This window comes from Nocardiopsis deserti, assembly GCF_008638355.1.
GTDB lineage: Bacteria > Actinomycetota > Actinomycetes > Streptosporangiales > Streptosporangiaceae > Nocardiopsis > Nocardiopsis alborubida.
Map to the genome: position 1 here is coordinate 112,402 of NZ_VWVS01000014.1, position 18,402 is coordinate 130,803.

General features: G+C 65.8%; 14 protein-coding genes and 1 pseudogene. 5 read left to right on the forward strand and 10 right to left on the reverse strand.

All coding sequences use genetic code 11. The annotated features are described in order from the left end of the window. The 3 genes from casA to cas3 form a co-directional block, all read right to left on the reverse strand. Entirely contained in the window at positions 1-1,623 is a 1,623-nt protein-coding gene (casA, locus tag FYW99_RS19045) for a type I-E CRISPR-associated protein Cse1/CasA (protein ID WP_150253379.1), read from the reverse strand. Positions 1,624-1,695: 72 nt separating this feature from the next. Further along, positions 1,696-2,082, reverse strand: coding sequence for a hypothetical protein (locus tag FYW99_RS19050; RefSeq protein ID WP_150253380.1), 387 nt, complete (start codon positions 2,080-2,082; stop codon positions 1,696-1,698). After that, a complete protein-coding gene (gene cas3, locus FYW99_RS19055; protein ID WP_223839222.1) occupies positions 2,079-4,538 on the reverse strand; it encodes a CRISPR-associated helicase Cas3' in 2,460 nt (819 codons plus the stop codon). The genes FYW99_RS19050 and cas3 overlap by 4 nt, the downstream gene beginning before the upstream one ends. Positions 4,539-5,398: 860 nt before the next feature. Between cas3 and FYW99_RS19060 the strand changes: the two genes are divergently transcribed. Further along, a complete protein-coding gene (locus tag FYW99_RS19060; RefSeq protein WP_150253381.1) occupies positions 5,399-5,950 on the forward strand; it encodes a hypothetical protein in 552 nt (183 codons plus the stop codon). A 28-nt stretch (positions 5,951-5,978) separates the two neighbouring features. Here the strand turns inward: FYW99_RS19060 and FYW99_RS19065 are convergent, their stop codons facing one another. From FYW99_RS19065 to FYW99_RS19090, 7 genes and pseudogenes are all read right to left on the reverse strand, one after another. Then, positions 5,979-6,773 carry a hypothetical protein gene (locus FYW99_RS19065; RefSeq protein WP_150253382.1) on the reverse strand — a complete coding sequence of 265 codons (795 nt, stop codon included), beginning with the start codon at positions 6,771-6,773 and terminating at the stop codon, positions 5,979-5,981. Positions 6,774-6,775: 2 nt separating this feature from the next. After that, complete coding sequence (locus FYW99_RS19070) at positions 6,776-8,725, reverse strand: hypothetical protein (protein WP_150253383.1); 1,950 nt, start codon at positions 8,723-8,725, stop codon at positions 6,776-6,778. A 17-nt stretch (positions 8,726-8,742) separates the two neighbouring features. Continuing rightward, positions 8,743-9,519 carry a hypothetical protein gene (locus FYW99_RS19075; RefSeq protein ID WP_150253384.1) on the reverse strand — a complete coding sequence of 259 codons (777 nt, stop codon included), beginning with the start codon at positions 9,517-9,519 and terminating at the stop codon, positions 8,743-8,745. Positions 9,520-9,612: 93 nt separating this feature from the next. Further along, on the reverse strand, positions 9,613-9,861 hold the full coding sequence (locus FYW99_RS32840; protein WP_263364077.1) for a helix-turn-helix domain-containing protein: 249 nt from the start codon (positions 9,859-9,861) through the stop codon (positions 9,613-9,615). A gap of 111 nt (positions 9,862-9,972) precedes the next feature. Further along, positions 9,973-10,284, reverse strand: a pseudogene (locus tag FYW99_RS33080) (Crp/Fnr family transcriptional regulator); the annotation flags it as partial. 540 nt (positions 10,285-10,824) lie between these two features. Then, entirely contained in the window at positions 10,825-11,382 is a 558-nt protein-coding gene (locus tag FYW99_RS19085; protein ID WP_150253386.1) for a GNAT family N-acetyltransferase, read from the reverse strand. Between the two features lie 10 nt (positions 11,383-11,392). Beyond that, on the reverse strand, positions 11,393-12,748 hold the full coding sequence (locus tag FYW99_RS19090) for a hypothetical protein (protein ID WP_223839226.1): 1,356 nt from the start codon (positions 12,746-12,748) through the stop codon (positions 11,393-11,395). Positions 12,749-13,162: 414 nt separating this feature from the next. Here FYW99_RS19090 and FYW99_RS19095 point away from each other — a divergent pair, with 414 nt between their 5' ends. The 4 genes from FYW99_RS19095 to FYW99_RS19110 all read left to right on the forward strand — a co-directional run bounded on the left by FYW99_RS19095 (position 13,163) and on the right by FYW99_RS19110 (position 16,192). Next, entirely contained in the window at positions 13,163-13,675 is a 513-nt protein-coding gene (locus tag FYW99_RS19095) for an ATP-binding protein (protein ID WP_223839228.1), read from the forward strand. Positions 13,676-13,814: 139 nt separating this feature from the next. Then, complete coding sequence (locus FYW99_RS19100; RefSeq protein ID WP_150253387.1) at positions 13,815-14,558, forward strand: hypothetical protein; 744 nt, start codon at positions 13,815-13,817, stop codon at positions 14,556-14,558. Positions 14,559-14,626: 68 nt separating this feature from the next. After that, positions 14,627-15,544, forward strand: a complete 918-nt coding sequence (locus FYW99_RS19105) for a protein kinase family protein (RefSeq protein WP_223839230.1) — start codon at positions 14,627-14,629, stop codon at positions 15,542-15,544. Positions 15,545-15,562: 18 nt separating this feature from the next. Then, positions 15,563-16,192, forward strand: a complete 630-nt coding sequence (locus tag FYW99_RS19110; RefSeq protein ID WP_150253388.1) for an HAD domain-containing protein — start codon at positions 15,563-15,565, stop codon at positions 16,190-16,192. The last annotated feature ends 2,210 nt before the right edge of the window (positions 16,193-18,402 follow it).

The window sequence follows — 18,402 nt, forward strand, 5'->3', positions numbered from 1 at the left end:
TCACCTGGTGTATTGGCCGACGTCGTGCTGGTACTTCTCTTTGTGGTCCCGTAGAGCGCCGAGGAAGATCATCTCGGCGCGGGCCACCGCGAGGAGTTGGCGCGGTGCCGTGCGCGGGAACTCGTCCACCCACGTACGAGCCGCCTCCTGGGCCGTGCCGTCCACGTGCGCCTGCCACTCCTCGAAGATCCGCGCGAGTTCGGTCCGGCCCTCCGGCTCGTTCGCCTGGTGCACCTGGACCAGGTCGCCCAGCTCGCGGAGCAGGTGGGCGAATGCGGTGTCCAGACGCGGCCAGTAGCGTTCGGCGAGGTAGCCGTCGTGCTTGCGCGGGTCGAAGTTTCCCCGCAGCTCCTTGCTGTAGTTCTTGGTGAGGTCCTGGAGGGCGGTGCCGACGTCGTCGGCCAGCCCCACGGCGTAACCGAACAGGTCCTCCAGGGGCCAGTCCAGGTTCCGGGCGCGCAGCAGGGAGAGCTTGATCGGGAGTGCTTCCTCGGACCAGAACTCGACCGCGCCGGGGTTGGACGTCAACTGCTGCCCGAACACCCGCAGCGTGACGCTCTGCCCTTCGTCGAGGCGTTCTGCGTCGACCTGCTCGGCGACGTGCTGCACGTTCAACGGCCGCTGCCGGAGGGCATGGCCCTCAACCGTCAGCAGTAGCTCGCGGGCATGCCGCCACACTCCGCGCAGCAGCTCCAACCGCACGGGCAGATAGGTGGGCTGCTTCCTGTCCAGCTTCCGGAAGGCCGCCATGGCCTCGATCTCCTGGAGCGCAGGCTTGAGCTGCGACCCGGGGGAGACCACGGCACCATCCACGACGGGCCCCTGCGCGGTGTCCCTTCCGTGCAGCAGGATGCGGCGGGAGGGCCACGTGAGCAGGTCGGTCCATCCCCGGGGGACCACACCTTCCTCCGGTGCGGGGTCCGGAGGCCGTTCCAGCTCCCACACCGGCCGGTCGTCGTGGCGCGTCGTCTCCATAGGCAGCCCCAGACCAGGCGCGTACGCGACCATGTTGAGCAGCAGGGTCTGCCTGAGGTCCTCCCCTTCGAGGAGCACGGTCGCGAAGTGGTTGCCGAGCCCGGACTTGGAGCTCTTCGGCCCCTTGGCCCTGTAGGGGGTCTTGGTTCCGCCAGTGTCGAAGGCGTGCAGCGTCACCAGCCACCGCGCCGCCACGGCCGCGGGCAGGTCCGGACGCTCGCCTTCGGTCGTGTGGTCGAAGAGGGTGGTGTTGTTGCCCTTGGCGCGGTACAGCAGCAGCTGGGTGGCGGGTTTGGGTTCCACTACAGACAGCCCCGGGCACTGCATGAACGGTCGGTCGCCCCCCAGCAGTTCGAAGGCGTCGGCATGGTCCTCGCCGTACCGGGTGATCAGTTCCGGGTCGAACCCGTCCTGCTTCCACAGTCGGACCCACTCATCGTCCGAGCCCGAGTCAGGGCCCAGGTGGGAGCGGTGCAGAAAGGCCAGGAGCAGACGGTGGAGCGCGGCGGTGACCACGGGAGCCTCCGCCCGCAGGCAGCGCAGCTCGTGGGCGCGTACGAAGAGTTCGTGCAGGCTCAGCAGCTCCGGTTCACCCCGAAGGGTGATCACGGGAAGCCACCGTTCGCGCAGCAGGTTGAAGGAGGGCACCTGAGCTCCGGGAGGTAGTGAGGGGGCCAACGTAGTGTTCGGGGAAGACGGGAGGGCAGGGACCAAAGTCCGTCAGTCGACTTCCTCCGCCGTAATGCGAAGACTTCGGTCTGGCCGGGTCGCCACCTGTACCCCTTCGTGCTCCCAGCAGCCGTCGGTGAGGACCAGAACGCGGTGGTCACGCAACCAGCCCGAGCGTTGGAACGCTGGTGGAACCGACGTCCGCGATCTGATCAGGTCAAGAGCGTCGGACGGCAGGTCCACCGGTGCGGAGAGCACGATGACGTCCTCGTCGAGGAGCCGGGCGACAAGGTCAGCGGGGAGTTCCTCGCTGACCAGGTCCACGGGTGTTCCGCTCCGCGTGCGCGGTGGCCCCGACCCTTCCCTGCGCAGTACGACGAACCACGTGTCCTGGGGAGCGTGCTCGTCCTCCTCGGTCTGCCACTGGTCGTCGGTCACTTCGCGTCCCTCTCCCTGCCGTCACGGGGGCGTGTCTGCCCTCCGGGCCCGGAGCGGCGGGTCAGCCGGAGCAGACTCCGCGGTGTGGTGACCAGCGAGGTCATCACCGCCGACGCCTGGAAGCGCAGCCACCGCCGCCTGCGCTCGTATCCGCGCTCCGCGGCCTCCCAGGCCTTCTCCCACCCCGGCTCCGTGAGCGGTGTGTCCTCCACGTAGACCTGGTGCACCTGCTTGCCGATCTCGTCGAGGGGGTCCCAGCTGCCCCGGGACAGGACGTCCCGCAGGACCACGCGCGTGCGGCCGAGCACCCACGGCAGGTAGATTTTCGACACCCCCGGGGCGAACACCAGGGAGGTCCGAGCGCTCGGGGGTCGGGCCTCGCGTTTCACCGGATCGGTGTCGGCGATCAGCAGAGTGGGGGTCTCCAGGCCCAGCGGTCGGTTGTCACGGTCATGTCGGTGGAGGCGTCCCGCACGTTGGAACAGCAGGTCGATCGGGCACAGGTCGGACACCATCAGATCCGCGTCGATGTCCAGACCGTGTTCCAACACCTGCGTTCCCACGACGATCGCGTGCCGCTCTGGCGGGGAATCCTTGCCCAGCAGCATTCGCACCCTGCGCTCGACCTCTGTGCGTTCGGCTCCCTGGGACTGCCCGGTGAACAGGACCAGCTCCGGACTGTGGTTCGTGGCAGCCAGCAGGTCCGCGATCCGGTCGTGCACGTCCTGGGACCGCCTCAGGGTGTCGAGCACGACGATCGCCGTGCCCGCGGCACCCACACCCTCGACCACCCGCGAGGCGATGGCGGCGGGGGAGTCGTCTATGTGCCTGACCTGGACCGCTCCCCGGCCCTTCGTCTCGTTGGAGAGCTCGAACGGTTCCGCGTTCCGGGGGGCACCCGACCACATGACCTGCCACGAGCCCGGCTCGACCACACGGGTGCGCTCCAGATCGGGTTTTCTGCCCCCGGCGCCCGCGTGCCAGAACTCGACCAGCTCCTCCCGCTGGTTCGCCGGTAGCGTGGCCGACATCAGTACCACCGGCACGCCCATCCGGCCGCAGAACCACATGAGCTGGTCCACCAACAGGCCGGTGTAGAAGTCGTAGGCGTGAGCCTCGTCCACGATCACGACCTTGTTGCTGACACTGGTCATGCCGAGGTAGTTGTGGCCGGTCCGGATCACCGACTTGACCAGCTGGTCGATGGTGCCCACCCCGACCGGGAAGGCGAGTCCCCGCTTACGCGTGAACCACTCCAGTGAGTCCTGTCCGTTCTCGTCCTCGGAGTGCTCGTGCTCGCCCACCGCGGTGGGACGGATCTGGGTCTCCTGCCGTCCGGCGCGCAGCTCCGCGGCCGCGCCGGAGTAGACCAGGTTGACGTCCAAGGGCGAGTTCGTCACTCGCATGAGTTCGCGGACGTCGTCCGCGGCCTGCCTACTCAGGGCCTTGGTGGGCGTCGCCAGGTAGAGCCCGCCCAGACCGAGTCGGCACGCCAGGTCGGTGGCGGCCTGGAGCCCGGCCCGGGTCTTGCCCTCTCCGGTCGGTGCCTCGACCACCAGGACGCCCGGTTCCGCGCACTGCTCCAGCACCTTCTCCACTGCCTGCTGGAGGGGCCGCGGATCCTCGTTGAACAGGTCCCGGTAGCCGGTGCGCTCAGGAGGCTGCCATGCCGCCCACCCGGTGGTCTCCAGTGTCCGCTTGGCCTGCTCGCGGGCGCGGGCGCGGTAGGCGTGGAGATCCTCCGGCCAGGGTTCGTATTTAAACCGGGAGGTGTCGGAGGCGACCCAGTCCGAGATGGTGGTCAGCCCAGCCAGTCCCAGCAGGGCGAGGGAAGACATCTCCACCCGGCTCCAGCTGGGTGTCTCGAAGTCGAGCCCGCGCAGGGCCGAGACCTTCCTGACCAGCTCTGAACGCCTCAGCGCCCAGCTCCGGTCACCGAGGTCATCCTTCTTCCTGACGCTCCGGACCACCCCTGGTTCGGGGAACCACCCGTGGTGTCCGCCGAGCATGTGCCCGATCAGCTGGGCGGTGTCGTGCGGGGCTCCGGCCACCTTGAGCATGTCCTGCAGGTGCACGGCGGTGCCGAGTCCGTGCTTGGTGTCCCATCTGCGCCCCGCCTTGGTGGGCGCGTTGCGGTTCAGGACCTCGTGGTCTTCTTCCAGGAACCGCGTCCTGGCGACTTCGATGACCAGCGACTGGAAGGCGGGGGTGAACTTCCCGAGGTCGTGCAGGCCGCACAGGAGCGCCACCCAGTCCCGGGCTTGTCCCAGCGGCTCGAAGGCCTGATCGAGTTCTCGGCGTACGCGGGGCCCGAGGATGACCGGGTAGAGGAGGTAGGCGACCTCCATGGTGTCGATCGCGTGGCAGACCAGGGCGTGCTGGCCGTGCTTCGTGTGCTTCGCCCAGGGCCGCGCGACCGGATCGGGATCCGGGGGCTGCTCCCACGTGTCGACCACGGTTTTCCCTCACCACTTCGAACCGGAACCGCGTACCCGGGTATCGAACCATCGGGGAACGACCTTCGAGGTGGTTTTGCCACATTCCCTCGCATGATCTGTGTGAAGGGTGCGGTAGGGGGAAGTCCGGAAACGTCGGGGCGCCTCACACTGGGTGACCACCAGTACTAGACAAACGCTTAGATAAAGGCGAAAACCATGCTTTTGGGTCTTATGAGGGCATAATGAAGACCATTGGGTCTTCCTGAAAACCCCAGTCCACCCTCAGCAACGCATCTGGATTGCTGGATGAGCGGTGGGCCGGTGCGGGGTTTCGCGAACCCCTCCGCCAACCCGGTCTCATAGAGGCGTTTCGCTAAGGCTGTGTCAGTCTCCTGCTGGGGGAGGGGCCAGGGCATCCTGTAGTCGAGTGCGCCGTTGCCAGGGGGCGTCAGTCATTTGGGGACTGCAAAGTTCGAAGCTACGACCATCGGATGAGAAGTGTCCTGGTTGCGTACCGTCACATGGCACTATGCACCGTTTTATGGCACCCCATCTGATCCGCCGTGCTGTCCGGTGCCATGCCGTGCCGCGCGGTGTCGCCCTGTTCCAAAACCGCGGAGCACGAACGGAGCACGCATGCCCCGTTGGCGGTGTCCGATGGCACCTCGCGAGATTCTCGCCATGTGGCTGTTGAGTCGGGTCTGTGCCTGGAGACTCCGGGGCCTCAGCGTGTTACAGGCGCCGAGCGCGGCCATCGGTGGGGGTTTGCGCCAAATCGGGGATGGGGACCATTCAGGACCGTTACTGTGTCTTATCCGCGCGTGCCCCGCCCCTCGGGCGTGCACGTTCCAGGTTAGTGAGGAACAGGAGCAACCGCGATGAACGACACATCCCAGCTGGTGGAGCAGGCCACCACAATCCTGATCCACTCTATGACCCAGGACGACGCTCTTGCCTGGCAGTCGACGGTGAACGGGTTCTCTTCTCTATTCGCCAAAGCCAGCCATGTGGCCGTGGCTGAGTTGGAACGTTCCCGCACCGAGGTCACTTCCCACCCCGAGTTGGCCACAGAAGCAGCCGGGGAATGGAAACCCAAACTCCGCCGCCTACTTCAGGCTAACCCAGACACCGTGGCGCGACTCCAGGCTCTTCTGCGGGAGCTCGATGCAATCGCCCCGCAGGCGGGGGTTTCCAATCAGATCATCGGACCGGTGTGGGGCACAGCAGTGCAGGCACACACGATTCACGGCGGGGTAGGCAACCTCCACTACGATGGCGATCACATCGACTTCTCCCATGGCGAGTTCAAAGATGAGCCCGTCGGCAAGAAAGTGGAGAACACCCACGTCGACCAGTCCCAGGCCAGGCCAGGCTGGGACGTAATCGTTATGCAGAACAACGACTGCCGCAGCGCGGATCGAACGGGCTGAGTGTTTCGTGCCCGTCGCTATATACCGTCTAATCTCGGTGGCCATTCTGCGATGAGTGCCGAACACGGTCACCCGCGAGTGTTCCCTGATCGGGAGAATGCTCCCGATCAGGGTTGCCCTTCCCGTTGCCGCTGAGGTCTTCTGCTAGGTCTCCCTGCCTGTACAGCCTCAGAATGGCCGCTGTTGTCCTCAGCAGTTCCGCGTGGTCGGCTGGCTTGTCCTCGATGCGACGGATCGCGGAGGCGATGATGAACGCGATTTTTGTTGAGCTGTCCTGCGGACCTCCGCTGTCCTTGACCAAGGGGAGGAACAGCCGGTCGAAGGTGTCCCAGGATTCGGGGCTCGTGCCATGCTGCCTGAGCCACCAGGCCCGAGCGTTCTCCGTGCTGGACAGCACTTCGCTGCTGATGTGGTGAAGCTGGTCACTGAGCACTGCCAGCTTCACGTGTTGGAGGCGCCGGTCCGCTTGGTAGTCGTCGATTTTGCTCTGGTCCGTGCGCGCAATCCAGAGCCGCACACGTGCTTTCACTTCCAGGTGTGCGAACTTCGGGTGGGGTGATCGGTGCCAGTCAGCAAGGGCAAGGGACACCCGGTCACTGATGTCGTGATCCCTCCAGAGCAGTGCTCTGGTGGTCAGCGCCGAAGCGATGTGATGCACGGAGAGTGCTGCCGCAAGCCGTAGGGGATGTCGTTCCGTGCGTGTGATGTGTTGGTCTGTCCGGTAGCGGGCACGACCGCGCATCCGCATGGACACGCCGGGTATCCCGGTGGGCAGCCATGTGCGGATGCGCAGTCGCAGGCCGTTCTCTGTCTGGTTGAACATGGTCAGGCAGGGGATTCCATCTGTGCCCCGAAGGCTTCAAGAGCCATCAGAGCGCGCTTGGTGGCTTGGTCCATGATCTTCTGCCAGTAGGGGTCGTCGTGTCTAAACTCTGCTCGTACTGAATGTGGGAGGGGCGCGCTGTAGACCTCGACGAGGAGTGCGGTGACCTCATCGTTGAGATGCCGCTTCTGGACGAGGGCCCCCCAGTTCTGAAGCGCCCTGTGTGTGGCTGGTCCGGACCGGTCGTCGCTGATCAATGAGTGCAGGGAAGCGATGAGGTCGTGGCGAGCCCCAGAGTCGGCCAGACGTTCGGCTCCGTTCCCCAGAAGAATCCAGGATCCGGGTTCGCTTTGGGCGAGAGCGAGTTGAATCCCCAGGCGTTCACGAGGATCCTCGGCCTTGGCCAAACGGGAGAGAAGGGAGCGCACGACACTCGGGTGTGCTTCCGCCATCTGACTCAGGGCCTGTGCCAGCGGGGCGAAACCGAATTCAGCGTGTTTGGCGACCTGGCGCAGTCTGGTCAGCGCGATGCTAGGTTTTTTGCGTCCGAGTTCACCGCCACAGACTTCAGCGACCAGCGTCAGCGTTTCCGGGTCGGTTGCGCGTTTGGCCCACTGGTAGAGCTGGTCGCGCACATAGGCCCCCGAAGTTGGAGAGAGTGCGGCCTCGGTGAGGAGCTCAACCGCCACAGGGCGCTGGTCACCCACGAGTGCTTCTCTCAGGGTGTGGAGAAGGTCACGGTCCGACCGGTTGACGGCGAGGGTGGCGACGCGTTTGGCGACCAGTGACAGCTCTTCCCGGTTCAGCGTGTTGGAGCCGAGAACAGAACCGACCCATTTCCTGAGAACCTTCGCCTGACCGCTGTAACCAGTCCACAGGTGATCGAGGATCGCTTCGGGCAGGCCCTCCCTGGCTCCCCGGAAACGTATGCGTCCAGCGTGTTCCTCCATGGACGCGAGTTCGAACTTGTACGCCGAGGTCGGTTCGGAGAAGACAGTAGCGGGATTTCGGTCGATGTTCGCTGCCTCCAGGAACTGCTCGGATCCGCTGATGGCACACTGGGATCGGCAGCCCGAGTGCAGGGCGCCCGACCAGACCACAGAGCGTGCCACCGCCTGACCGTGCGAGATGCCTTTGAAAGCGGTCTTCTCCGCGAGCAGAGTCCTGTTGATGTGGGAGCGCCATCCGCTGAACTGGCCGGCGAGTTCCTTGAACTTCTCAGTCAGGTCGGCTGAGGGGTTCAGTTTGCGGAGCTGCTCGCTGAGAAGCTTGGCATCCAGGGCCCGAAGATTCTCCCCCAGAACCTGCTTGAGGTCCTCATGGTCAAGCCAGGAGCGTCGGTCGCTTTGTCCCTGGGAGTCGAGGCGGAGGCTGACGACCGTATGCGCGTCAGGCGGGGCAAGGTCCAGGGTGAAGGAGCGCGTGCCCTCGATCCATCGCCCCTGCCAGGTGTGAGGTGAGGTCAACACCACGAGGAGCTGGCCACGTTTGAGGTTCTCTCTTCCGAAGTCGCCGAGCAAGCGCCCGAACCTGGGGTCCGGATTCTCCGCGAACTCCGAAGAGAGGTCGAGGACACAGCCGCGCTCGGCGAGCGACGGGAGGAATCTGGCGTCTGGTTTGGACCAATCTGCTTCGAGATTGACGATCTTGCCCGCGGCTCCGAGAACCTCCCTCAACAGCCACAGCGCTGCCGTACGCCGACCGGTGCCGGGTTCTGCGTTGAGGATGAGTACGCCGTTGTCGGCAATCAGTTCTCTGGCGTTATCCCACCCTTCGGTGAGGCGTGGTTCCACAAAGAGCTTCTGCTCGAAGAGAGCAAAGTCCGCAGGTGGCACTGGGGTGGGTGGCAGGAATCCGCGCTCGAAGAAGTACTGGTTCTCTGCCTGGAAACCGGTGCTCTCGTCCTTGAGGGACATGGCGTACTTCGCCGATTCGGGGATCAGGCTAGTCATCTCACTGGTTCCTTCGCTCATCGGGGACCCCCGGCGTAACCACCGATGCTGTGGATGGTCTGTTGCTCTGCCTGGAGGATGGTCCCGTCACCGTTGGCGGTGAACGTCGATCGCGGAGAGCCCTTCTCCTTGGGTTGGGCTGACGTGGGAAGGCTGTTCACCGTCGGTTCGGACAGCAACAGGCCGGGATCAGCAAGTCGCCAGTCGAGGCCGGGTACGTGCACCCTCGCGGGCTTCTCGAAGGACTTGACCCGGACTAGGCAGCGTGCAAATTCCTGTGGGGCGGCACCTCCGAACGCGCGACCGCTACGGAAAACGTCCTCGTAGGCGCGCTCCGACACGATCATCACCAGCGGAGTCAGCTCAGGGGTCGCGCGGGACAGTAGCTGGCGGAGCCGGTCGTCGTCCAAGAGGCGGTGGGTCTCCACCATGGGGTCACCGATACCGGTGTCGGGAAGCGGTCCGACGTGCACGCTCAGACGTAGCTGGAGCAGGGTGTTGTCCGGACGTGGGTGTCCTCGGAGCACGTCGTTCAGAGCCCGAGGCAGGCAGCTGACCAGCGCAGGCAGGTACTCCGGGTCGACCCCTGCCACGTAGCCATCTCCGGTGTGCTGGCCGAAGTAGCGCTCATCCCAGGAACTGAGACCGACGGCTGACATGGCCTTGCTCAGGAGCTGAAGGACATCCTCGTTGACTATTCCCATGGCATTGCTGTCCAGCGAGCTGAAGTCGCGGGCATCTACCGCGACGACAGCCCGGTAAGGATGGAGCTTCTCCCAGCGCAAAGTGTCCATCGTCCCTCCAGGGAACTCGAATCCTCGTTGTCGGAGCAAGCATCACGCGAGCTGGGAGCCGGATCCGTCTGATTTTGGACGATGTGGTGTGCATCAGATCACATCGCGCATTTTGGTGACGGTGTAGAGGTCGAGTTTCTCGGGCTCGGGGACAGTAATGTGCTTTCGGCCGCACTCGATGATTCCGAGGGCCTTGAGCCGACCAATGGCCTCAATAGCTGTTGCCCGGCTCATGCGCAACATCAGTCCCAGCTCCGCGCGGCTCATACCGAGGTGGATCACGGTGCCTTCGGATCGGAGCTCGCCCACCTCGCGTGCGAGCTGGGCGAGCAGGCGGGCCATTCGAACCTCCGCTGGGTCGCACAGCAGACTTCGGATGTGCTCCTCCTTCTCTCGTGAGCGGTCGAGGGACAGCCGGTGTAGGGCGTTGCGCAGTTGACGCCGATCAATCAGGGAGAGGAAGTCCGCAGCGGGGATGCTGTGCCCAACGCACCTGGTGACAGCCCACACGGATGCGGTCCTTGGCTGGTCGAGGAGCAGGCCCACCTCGCCCAGTAGTTCACCCGGGCCGCGCAGTGCCAGAGGGACTTCCTGGCCCTGGGGGGTGCACTCGGAGACCTTGACGGTGCCTTGGAGTATGGCCACGACGAACCCTGGATCCTGCCCCTGGTGCATGAGGGGAGCCCCGGGTGCGTAGGAGCGTCGCCTGCCCAGGTGGAGTAGCTCTTGCCAGGTTGACAGGGGAACGCTCTGGCGCAGGTTCACAGCTCTTGCCTCCGTTTGTGAGCTAAATCGAGGGTGCGCGAGTAATGATGCCAGGTTCCTCAGGTATCTCCTGAGTTCGTCGGAAAATCACGAAAGTGGTGCTGTGGTCACATGGTGGGTCGTACGTAAGTTCTATATTTGTCACTTTCGGTGTTTTCGGGCTGCCGATCGGGTCTTTTTTGTTGGCGAAAAAGGGGAATTGTGGGACCTTTTTGCGTTGAAGGCGCAGCTTTCGGGCCCATGCCGACCTGAGGAAACTTCCCCTCACAGCAAGAAGCCCCTGGTAGGCGGGATGTCGGCTCAGAATCCCTACTGCCAAGGGCGCTATGCGGCTTTGCCGCGCCCGCCCACCGTTGCCACGTGGCACACTGGACTTGGCTACCCGCACCATCCGAGCCAACCACCACATAACGGGGGCAGTGCCCGATACCCGTGTAGAAGGCCCTGCTCGTACTGTGTTTCGTGCCAGCCTGACTGGAGGCTGTTGTGTGCCGGGATCGCCTTTCGGCACTCGGTCTGTGACCTGGGCTTGGAGTAGGCCTATGGCTTGTGTGTCATTGAGCTTGCTGTCCACTCGTCGTCCAGGATCGAGTGAACGATAGAGTCGCGCCAGGCGTCCCGGGTCCACAGGTGTCGTCGGATCCGTCCCTCCTCGACCATTCCGGCCCGGAGCATGACGCGCTCGGAGGCCTGGTTCTCCGGAGAGCGGGCGCCCCATATCCGGTTGAGCCCCAGCTGGTCGAAGCCGAGCCGGAGCAGGAGCTGGACGAGTTCGCTACCGAACCCCCGCCCCCACAGGTCCGGTCGCAGGGCGAAACCGATCTGCGCGCTGTGGGGGCGCTCGTCCACGGCCAGGCGCGCGGCGCCGACAAGCTCCTCCTGCCGCGCGACAGCGAGCATGTGGACGCCCCTGCCCTCCTGCTCGGAGTCGGTCATCGCGGCCTCCACGATGGCCGCGCACTGCTGCCTGGTGCGCGGTGTGAAGGACAGGTGCCGCACCGCCTCCGCGTCTCCGTAGACCCGGAGCAGGTCCTCGACGTCGGTGGGGCGCAGTTCCCGAAGGCTGAGCCTGGCGCTGGAGAGTTCGACTGGGTGCATGTGCGGCAGGCTAGCGCCCCGAGGTCAGCGCCGAGGCGGGAGTGCGGCTGTAGGCCTCGATCTCCTGGCGGAGCCGGGCTACGGCCTTGCTTCCGGTGTAGTCCGGGCCGCGTAGGGCGCCGTGCACGCGCATGACGCTGTTCACCACGCCGGACACCCGCTTCGTGGCGGGCAGGCCCAGGACCGGTTCAAGGGCCTGCGCGCCGCCTTCGATCTCTCCTAGACAGACCCGGGCATAGCTGAGGTCGGCGCGTGCCCCGGCCTCGTCCTGGTAGGCCCAGTCGTCCGATCCTTCCGCGGCGGCGGTCTCGTAGAGACCCACGGCCTCCTGCGCGACCTGCTGGGCCTGTTCCTCACGTCCAGGAATCCAGATCTGCGTCTCGGCTCCGTAGTAGAGCTGGCGGCAGTGCGCGAAGCGCATCAGACCGCCGAGCTCGTCCAGGTCGTCGCCACGCAGTCCTTCGCGCAGGGCCGTGGCCGCCTGGAGGTCGTCGAGCGCGCGTTCCGCGCTGCCCAGCGAGGCCCACGTGCGGGCGCTTTGGGACATCAGCCAGATGGCGGCCGTGCCGGTGCGCTCGGTGGCCAGATCGCGAGCCAGTTCCGCGTACCGGGCGGCTTCGGTAGGCCACCCCGCCCAGTAGGCCATCAGGCTCTGCTGGGCGCGCACCCGGACGCGCAGCCCGTCGTGATCGGCGTTGTCGGCGCAGATGAACGCGGTCCGGGCCTGCTTCATCGCGGCGTGCGGATCACCGAGGTCATGACTGGCTTTGGCGAGCATGATGCTCAACAGGCCGCTCAGGAGATACAGGTCCCTGGTCTGGTTGGGACGCTGCCGCCCCTCCAACAACATGAACGCCACGTCCTGGGCCTCGACCAGGTCTCCTAGAACCTCGTGGAGGGGAGCACGGGGATAGGCCTTCGCCAGCCTGGACACCTCCGCGAAGAGCTCCTGGATGGTCTCCACTCCCACGTTCGTCCCCTCCGCCATCGCTCCGAACCTCATCGCGCGTTTCGCGGCCATCTCGATCTGCCTTTCTGGCGGTAGCGTTCTGGTTTCTTCGCTGACGGAGAAATATGCCTGTTCCGTGCTCTTCTGGGTTGTTTCAGTGGGAGTGATCTGGTTTCCGATCCTTTTGAGGACATTGCGCTCGTGCTCGCTCAGTTTGTCGAACCCCTCGGGGGACAGCAGTCTCCGTGGGGAGGTGCCGTAGAGCGTCGCCAGAGCGATGACCTGTGTCGCCTGTGGTGCTCGCCCGCCCACCTCGGGCCAGAGCTCCAGGCGGCTGAGTCCCGCCTGGTCCAGCGGCAACCCGCCAGCGGAACCGCGATACCGCTCGGTCGCCTCGGCCTGGCTCCACCCACGCATGTGGCGATAAGCGGCCAACGGCGAGCACCCGCAGCGGATACGGATTTCGTCGGCGATCTCATCGTTCGTGCGATCCTGCTCGCGCATTTGCTCGCGCAGTTTCCGGAGCTGGGCTTTCGTCCACTTCATGCAGCTCTCCTCAGGCTTCGGTATCCAGATTGCCCGAAACCGCAAAGCCTGCAACCGGCACTTCGTCGCGCGCACTCACCGGTCTGACATGGAAACGCGCTTGCCATCGGGAAAACGCCAGTTCAGGGGCGTCACGGGTGGCATAGAAACCATGTCCGTACGCCCCGTGACCTGTGGTTGCTCTCGGTGTTCGATGGGAGGTGCAGGCAGGGAACACCCCAGGACTCGTGCGGTACGGGTCAGAAGATCGAGGCGCGGATGACGACCGCAACACGGATGAAAACCATGAACGCACCCATACAGGACGGCTGCGCGGATGCCGAGGTGACACCGGCGCTGCCCCACCGGGTGCCCGGGTACTCCACGATGCCCCGATTGGGCGGAGTCCACCGCCGTCACGCCGCGAGATTCGGGCACACACCGCCGCAGGTCCGTGAGGCCCGCCGCTGGGCGAGGACGGTCACCGGTCTCTCGCAGGAGGAAGCCGACGTCATCGAACTGGTGCTCTCCGAACTGGTGACCAACGCTCTGAGGCACACGGCATCGGGCCAGAACGGCCACTTCACGGTCACGATCGCCTACCTCGACAGCGATGTGATCCGCCTCGCCGTCGAGGACGCCGGCCCCCGGCATGGTGCGGTCCCTTCCGTTCCCCGCGTGAGTCCGATGGATCCCGGCCTGGAGAACGGGCGTGGCCTCGCCTTGGTGGAGCGACTCAGCCGCCGCTGGGGATTCCTGGGCGTCCAGGGGACGCCCCTCACGGTGTGGGCCGCCATCTCGCGATCGGCGCTGCGGTGAGAGCGACAAGCGGTGGGCCGAACACCTGCCGGTGACAACAAGGCACCCCCTGCCCCACAGCTCTGGACGGCGGCCCTGGTACGGCCGCGGCCCAGTCCAACACCCCTTCCACAAAGAACCCTGAGAGAGGAACCACTCCATGTCCGTCAAGCTGGCCCCGACGAGCCTGAGCATCCCCGGCCACAACTTCGACCCCCGCTGGAACCGCGTCGCGGGAATGTCGGTCGAGGACGACACGGTCACCATCGACCCCGAGGCGTACTTCTTCCGCCTGGAGTCCGACACCTGGACCGTCATCGACTGGGACAAGGTCGCCGCCGAACTCCTTCCCGTCGAGGAGACCTCGGAGTCGGCCATCGAACAGATCGCCCTGGACTACATCGCCCGCAACTCCCGCACCACCCACGACCCGGCCGAGGTCCTGCACATCGCCTGGCAGGTCTACAGCCACCTCTTCCGCGAGGAACACCTGACCTCGCTGGGCATCGACGGGGTCACCGCGGACCACCTGCGGATGCTCGCGGAGGTCTCCACCTTCACCGCCCTAAACAAGGTCGAGGACGACGGCCACATCAGTGTCGTCGGCCCCACCTGGTTCTTCGCCGACACCGCACAGGTCGTCTACGACCTGGACGAGCCCACCACCGAGCTCCTGGACGAGGTCTTCCACGGCGCCTGGTTCAACGAGTACCGGCGCATCGAGGGAGTCAAGGCCCACGCCGCCCTGGGTGGGCGCCTGGTGCACGGTTGCCAGTCCGCCCCCGACCGCAGGGGCGGAGTCGTGGCCCCCTACGGCACTGACATGAAGCGCTTCCGCGACGAGCTGGACGCCTTCCGGGACACCTGGCTCACCACGGTCCGCTCCTACAGCGAACGCTCCTGACCCTCCCCGACCTCCAGGGGCTCTCCGTCCGTTCACGGAGAGCCCCTCCTCGACACGAGGAGCCACACATGCACCAACCCGACATCGACCGGATGCGCGACGAGGTACTCGCCGCCGCCGACATGGTCGACAAACTCGCCGAAGCCAAGCCGCTGCACAGCTGGGAACTCTCACACGTGGAGCGCCTGACCCTGACGGACGGGTCCACCGTCGTCTTCAAGTGCGCCACCGAACCCTTCACACACGAACACGAAGCGCTCACCAGCGCCCGGCAGGCGGGCGTCAGCGTTCCCCACCTCATCGCATCCCTGCGCTCGGGCACCACCCTGGCGATGCTGATGGAGGACCTGGGCGAACCCGACCGAGAGGCCACGGACCACGACGGCGTCGCGGCGGCGGTCCAACTCCACAGCGCGGCGGCCCCGCCCCACCTTCCACTGGCCGACAGCACATGGCTGGCCTCGCTCCCGCGCAGGGCGATGCGCACCCTGGACCTGCTGAACGCCCAGGGACGCTGGTCCGACGCCGACGACATCATGCAGACACTGCGCGACATCGATCGAGCCGCCTCCACGCGAGCCGAGGGCACCACGACCGCACCCTACGGATGGGTCCACTCGGAGTTCCATCCCGAGAGCCTGCACATCCGCGACGGACGCGTCCGTCTCTACGACCTGGCCCGAGCCTTCCACGGCCCGGGCCTGATCGACCTCGCCTCCTGGCACGGGACAGTGGAGCCCCCCGACTCCGACCGGACCCGGGCGTTCCTGGAGTCCTACGTCGAGGCCGGAGGCAGCGCCGGAGTGCTCACCCGACGCGCAGGCCTGCTGCCACAGGACTGGGCGCTCGGCTGGCACCGGGTGTGGGCCCTGGAGTGGTTCCTCGCCCAGTCCCTGGTCTGGATCGGTGACACCGCCGCCGATCCCGCCTACACGAACGTGGTGCGGCGCCACACCCACGACGCGGCCCGTCTCCTCGATGTCTGAGCCCTGGAGGGTGAACCCATGGCAGCCTTCCCCCCGTACCTGCTGATCGACGTCGACGGAGTCCTCAACCCGTTCCCCGGCCCAGGCGGTTCCGTGCCACCGGAGTACCTTCCCCACCGTGTCGACTTCAGGGGGCACCGAGATGTGCCGATCTGGCTCAACCCGAACCACGGCGTGACGGTCAACGCACTGTGTTCCACCGGCCTCGTCCAACCGTGCTGGGCGACGAGCTGGGGAGCCGAGGCGAACCTTCTGATCGCGCCACGCGTGGGCATGCCCCACTTCCCGCACGTCGATCTGGGCACGCCCGACATCTCGACCCCGCACCCGCGCGGCTACCTCTGGAAACGCGACCCGGTAGTCGACTGGCTCGGGAACGCGCCCGTCGCCTGGATCGACGACGACTTCGCTCCACCGGACTACGACTGGGCCGCGGAGCGAACCTGGCGCGGCATACCCACGCTGCTGATCCAGCCGGACCCGTATGCGGGGCTGGGCCGCCACCATATAGCGGCCATCCGGCTCTGGGCAGTCTCCCTCACGCAGGCCCACGACACCGCTGGAAGCCACCATGAGCGTCCCCTTGAAGACCCACGAGACCCAGCTGCTCGAGGCACCCAGTGGAGTGCGTGTTCCGATCGACCGTGAACTCGTCCCGCTCGTCCTCCGCCTGTGGTCCCTCGGCATGAACACCAGGGCCAGTTGCCAGAACTTCGGCGAATCCCTGAAGGGCTCGGGGCCGGGGATGCCTCCGGGAGACCCGCGGTGGAGCGCCTTCTACGCCGACCGGGTGTGGCTCAAACTGCGACCCGCTCCCGCCGAACACCTGATCACCCTCCTCGGAGCGGATCGGGACATCTGTATCGCAATGAACGAGTGGGGAAGAGCGGAGTCCTGGCTTTGCGTACGCCCCGTCGTGCCGGACGTCTACGGCGGACCGGCACGCACCAGGGACACGCATCTCTTCTTCCCCCGGGAACACCTCGACCACGTGCTCGAGGTACTCGGCAGGCCGGAGTCTGTCCCGTTTCGGCCATATGCCGTCAGGAGTAGGTGAGCCGGGCTCCGGCTTCTATGAATATCCGGGGCCGAATGTCCTATTTATCCGAACTATGAGCCTTGGATGGAACGGCGGGGTGGTTTTTCTGGCGCAACGGGTTGAAAAACCTCGCGAGTCCAAGTGAACATCAACCACCCCTGGGAAGCGGTGCGCTTTTCCAGGGGTGGATCTCTGCGTATTTTCGCGCGGTTCGGTTGGGAAGCGCAGTTTCAGAGGCGTACGCCTCCGGGGCCATTGACACCCATGCCGCAACCGCACGCGGAGGGAAAAGACCGCGACCATGAGGTCGCTGGCAAGAGAAAAGGGTGCCCCGAGCCGGTGCTGAGAACACCGGTCCGGGGCGTGATTCCCACCTGACGACAGCAGGAGGAGATCGTGGAGAAGCATAGCGGGCGGCACCGCAAGCGCCGCCAGGGCTGGGGGGAGCGCCTGTGCTGGATGCTCGGAGCGCTGCTGGCGCTCGTGTTCTGCAGCCCACTCGGCCGGGGCGCGGACCCGGCGTCCCCCACCATGACGAAACCACTGCCGCCCAAAGGTGTCGGTGCAGGCCCGGCAGGCATTCCGGAGCCTTCTCGTCAGGCCTCAGATGGCCCTGAGGTTCCCCGACCTCGCCAGAGCCGTTCTGGCGGTGGCACCATCGCTGTACCCCGCCCGCGCGAGCCCCGTCCTGAGGAGCGGGGGTGGTGTGTGGACGATGACGGGGTGCGCGGGGTTCGCCCGTATGTGTTCAAGGTCCCGCAGGCGCAGGGCAACACGTGTGGCCCTGGAGCAGGACCGCTGTCATCTGGCGCTGATGAGAGCGGAGAGTTCGCCGAGCTGGCCTCTGCGGTGCGTATCTGGCTGGATATGAGGGCTTAGTTTCGCGGCTGGCAAGAGGCTGTGGTGGGGCGTCCTGGAAGCGCAGGGCGCCCTCTTCTCGTGGTGAGTGCGGTAAAGGTGGCCTCACTCGCGCAGCCTGTCCGTTGGTGCAGGAGAGAGTGTTCCACCCCCGCGTCATGCCGGGGAACGGGCCGTTGGAGGGCCTGTGACTCCGCCGGTGACTGGGCCTTTCCGGGGGCCTGTGACTCCGCCTGTGCCTCCGCCTGTGGGTGGGCCGCTTTGATCGGCCCACCTCTCGGGCGTTATCAGTGCAGGTCAAAGGCCCTTTGGGTGGGCCGTTGGAAAGCCAGACTTATACCCAGTGGGTAGTCCTCTTCACGTAGGCGGGCGGGCCCGCCCCGACAAGCGGGGGCGGACCCGCCCGCCTAGAGGTACCTTGACCTCGATCCACCCGTGGCTGCCTTCCCCCCTTCCGCCGGAACTTCTCCCTGACGGCCTGGTCTGCCCTCTCTTCCTCTCACCAGACCAGGAGCATGCGAGTTCTGTCACCTGCCACGCGCAAGCTTCCCCTGGCCAAGAAGCCATGGAAAAAGGATCTTCTCCTCCCGGATGGCAATCGCGATCCCTTCCCATGAAGAGTCGCTCTGGTGCGATCGAGGTGGTCGGAGCGCTCTCGCCTATCGAGTGACAAAGCGCGATTTCCTGTGCCTGGGAGAAGCGCATGCGCGCTTTCCCTGCGGCTTCCTTGGAAGTGGGAAGGTGGGGTGTGAACCTCCACTGAACCCGAAGTGAACCCCGGGCCAGCGCATGGGCCACCGACTGGGCCAGCGGATGGGCCACTCTTAGCTGGCCCACCCCTACTCGTGCTGCTATGCAGGTCAGCGCCCCTGTGAGTGGGCCAACGGGCGTCCAGACTTATACCCCAGTGGGTAGTTCTCGTCACGTAGGCGGGCGGGCGCCCTCGCTCACGGGCGAGCGC

Bases quoted from the DNA above. Each gene is read 5' to 3' on its own strand.
- FYW99_RS19060 (WP_150253381.1), top strand. From the start codon at position 5,399: ATGAACGACACATCCCAGCTGGTGGAGCAGGCCACCACAATCCTGATC.
- FYW99_RS19065 (WP_150253382.1), bottom strand. From the start codon at position 6,773: ATGTTCAACCAGACAGAGAACGGCCTGCGACTGCGCATCCGCACATGG.
- FYW99_RS19070 (WP_150253383.1), bottom strand. From the start codon at position 8,725: ATGACTAGCCTGATCCCCGAATCGGCGAAGTACGCCATGTCCCTCAAG.
- FYW99_RS19075 (WP_150253384.1), bottom strand. From the start codon at position 9,519: ATGGACACTTTGCGCTGGGAGAAGCTCCATCCTTACCGGGCTGTCGTC.
- FYW99_RS32840 (WP_263364077.1), bottom strand. From the start codon at position 9,861: ATGGCCCGCCTGCTCGCCCAGCTCGCACGCGAGGTGGGCGAGCTCCGA.
- FYW99_RS19085 (WP_150253386.1), bottom strand. From the start codon at position 11,382: ATGCACCCAGTCGAACTCTCCAGCGCCAGGCTCAGCCTTCGGGAACTG.
- FYW99_RS19090 (WP_223839226.1), bottom strand. From the start codon at position 12,748: ATGCGTGGGTGGAGCCAGGCCGAGGCGACCGAGCGGTATCGCGGTTCC.
- FYW99_RS19095 (WP_223839228.1), top strand. From the start codon at position 13,163: ATGAACGCACCCATACAGGACGGCTGCGCGGATGCCGAGGTGACACCG.
- FYW99_RS19100 (WP_150253387.1), top strand. From the start codon at position 13,815: ATGTCCGTCAAGCTGGCCCCGACGAGCCTGAGCATCCCCGGCCACAAC.
- FYW99_RS19105 (WP_223839230.1), top strand. From the start codon at position 14,627: ATGCACCAACCCGACATCGACCGGATGCGCGACGAGGTACTCGCCGCC.
- FYW99_RS19110 (WP_150253388.1), top strand. From the start codon at position 15,563: ATGGCAGCCTTCCCCCCGTACCTGCTGATCGACGTCGACGGAGTCCTC.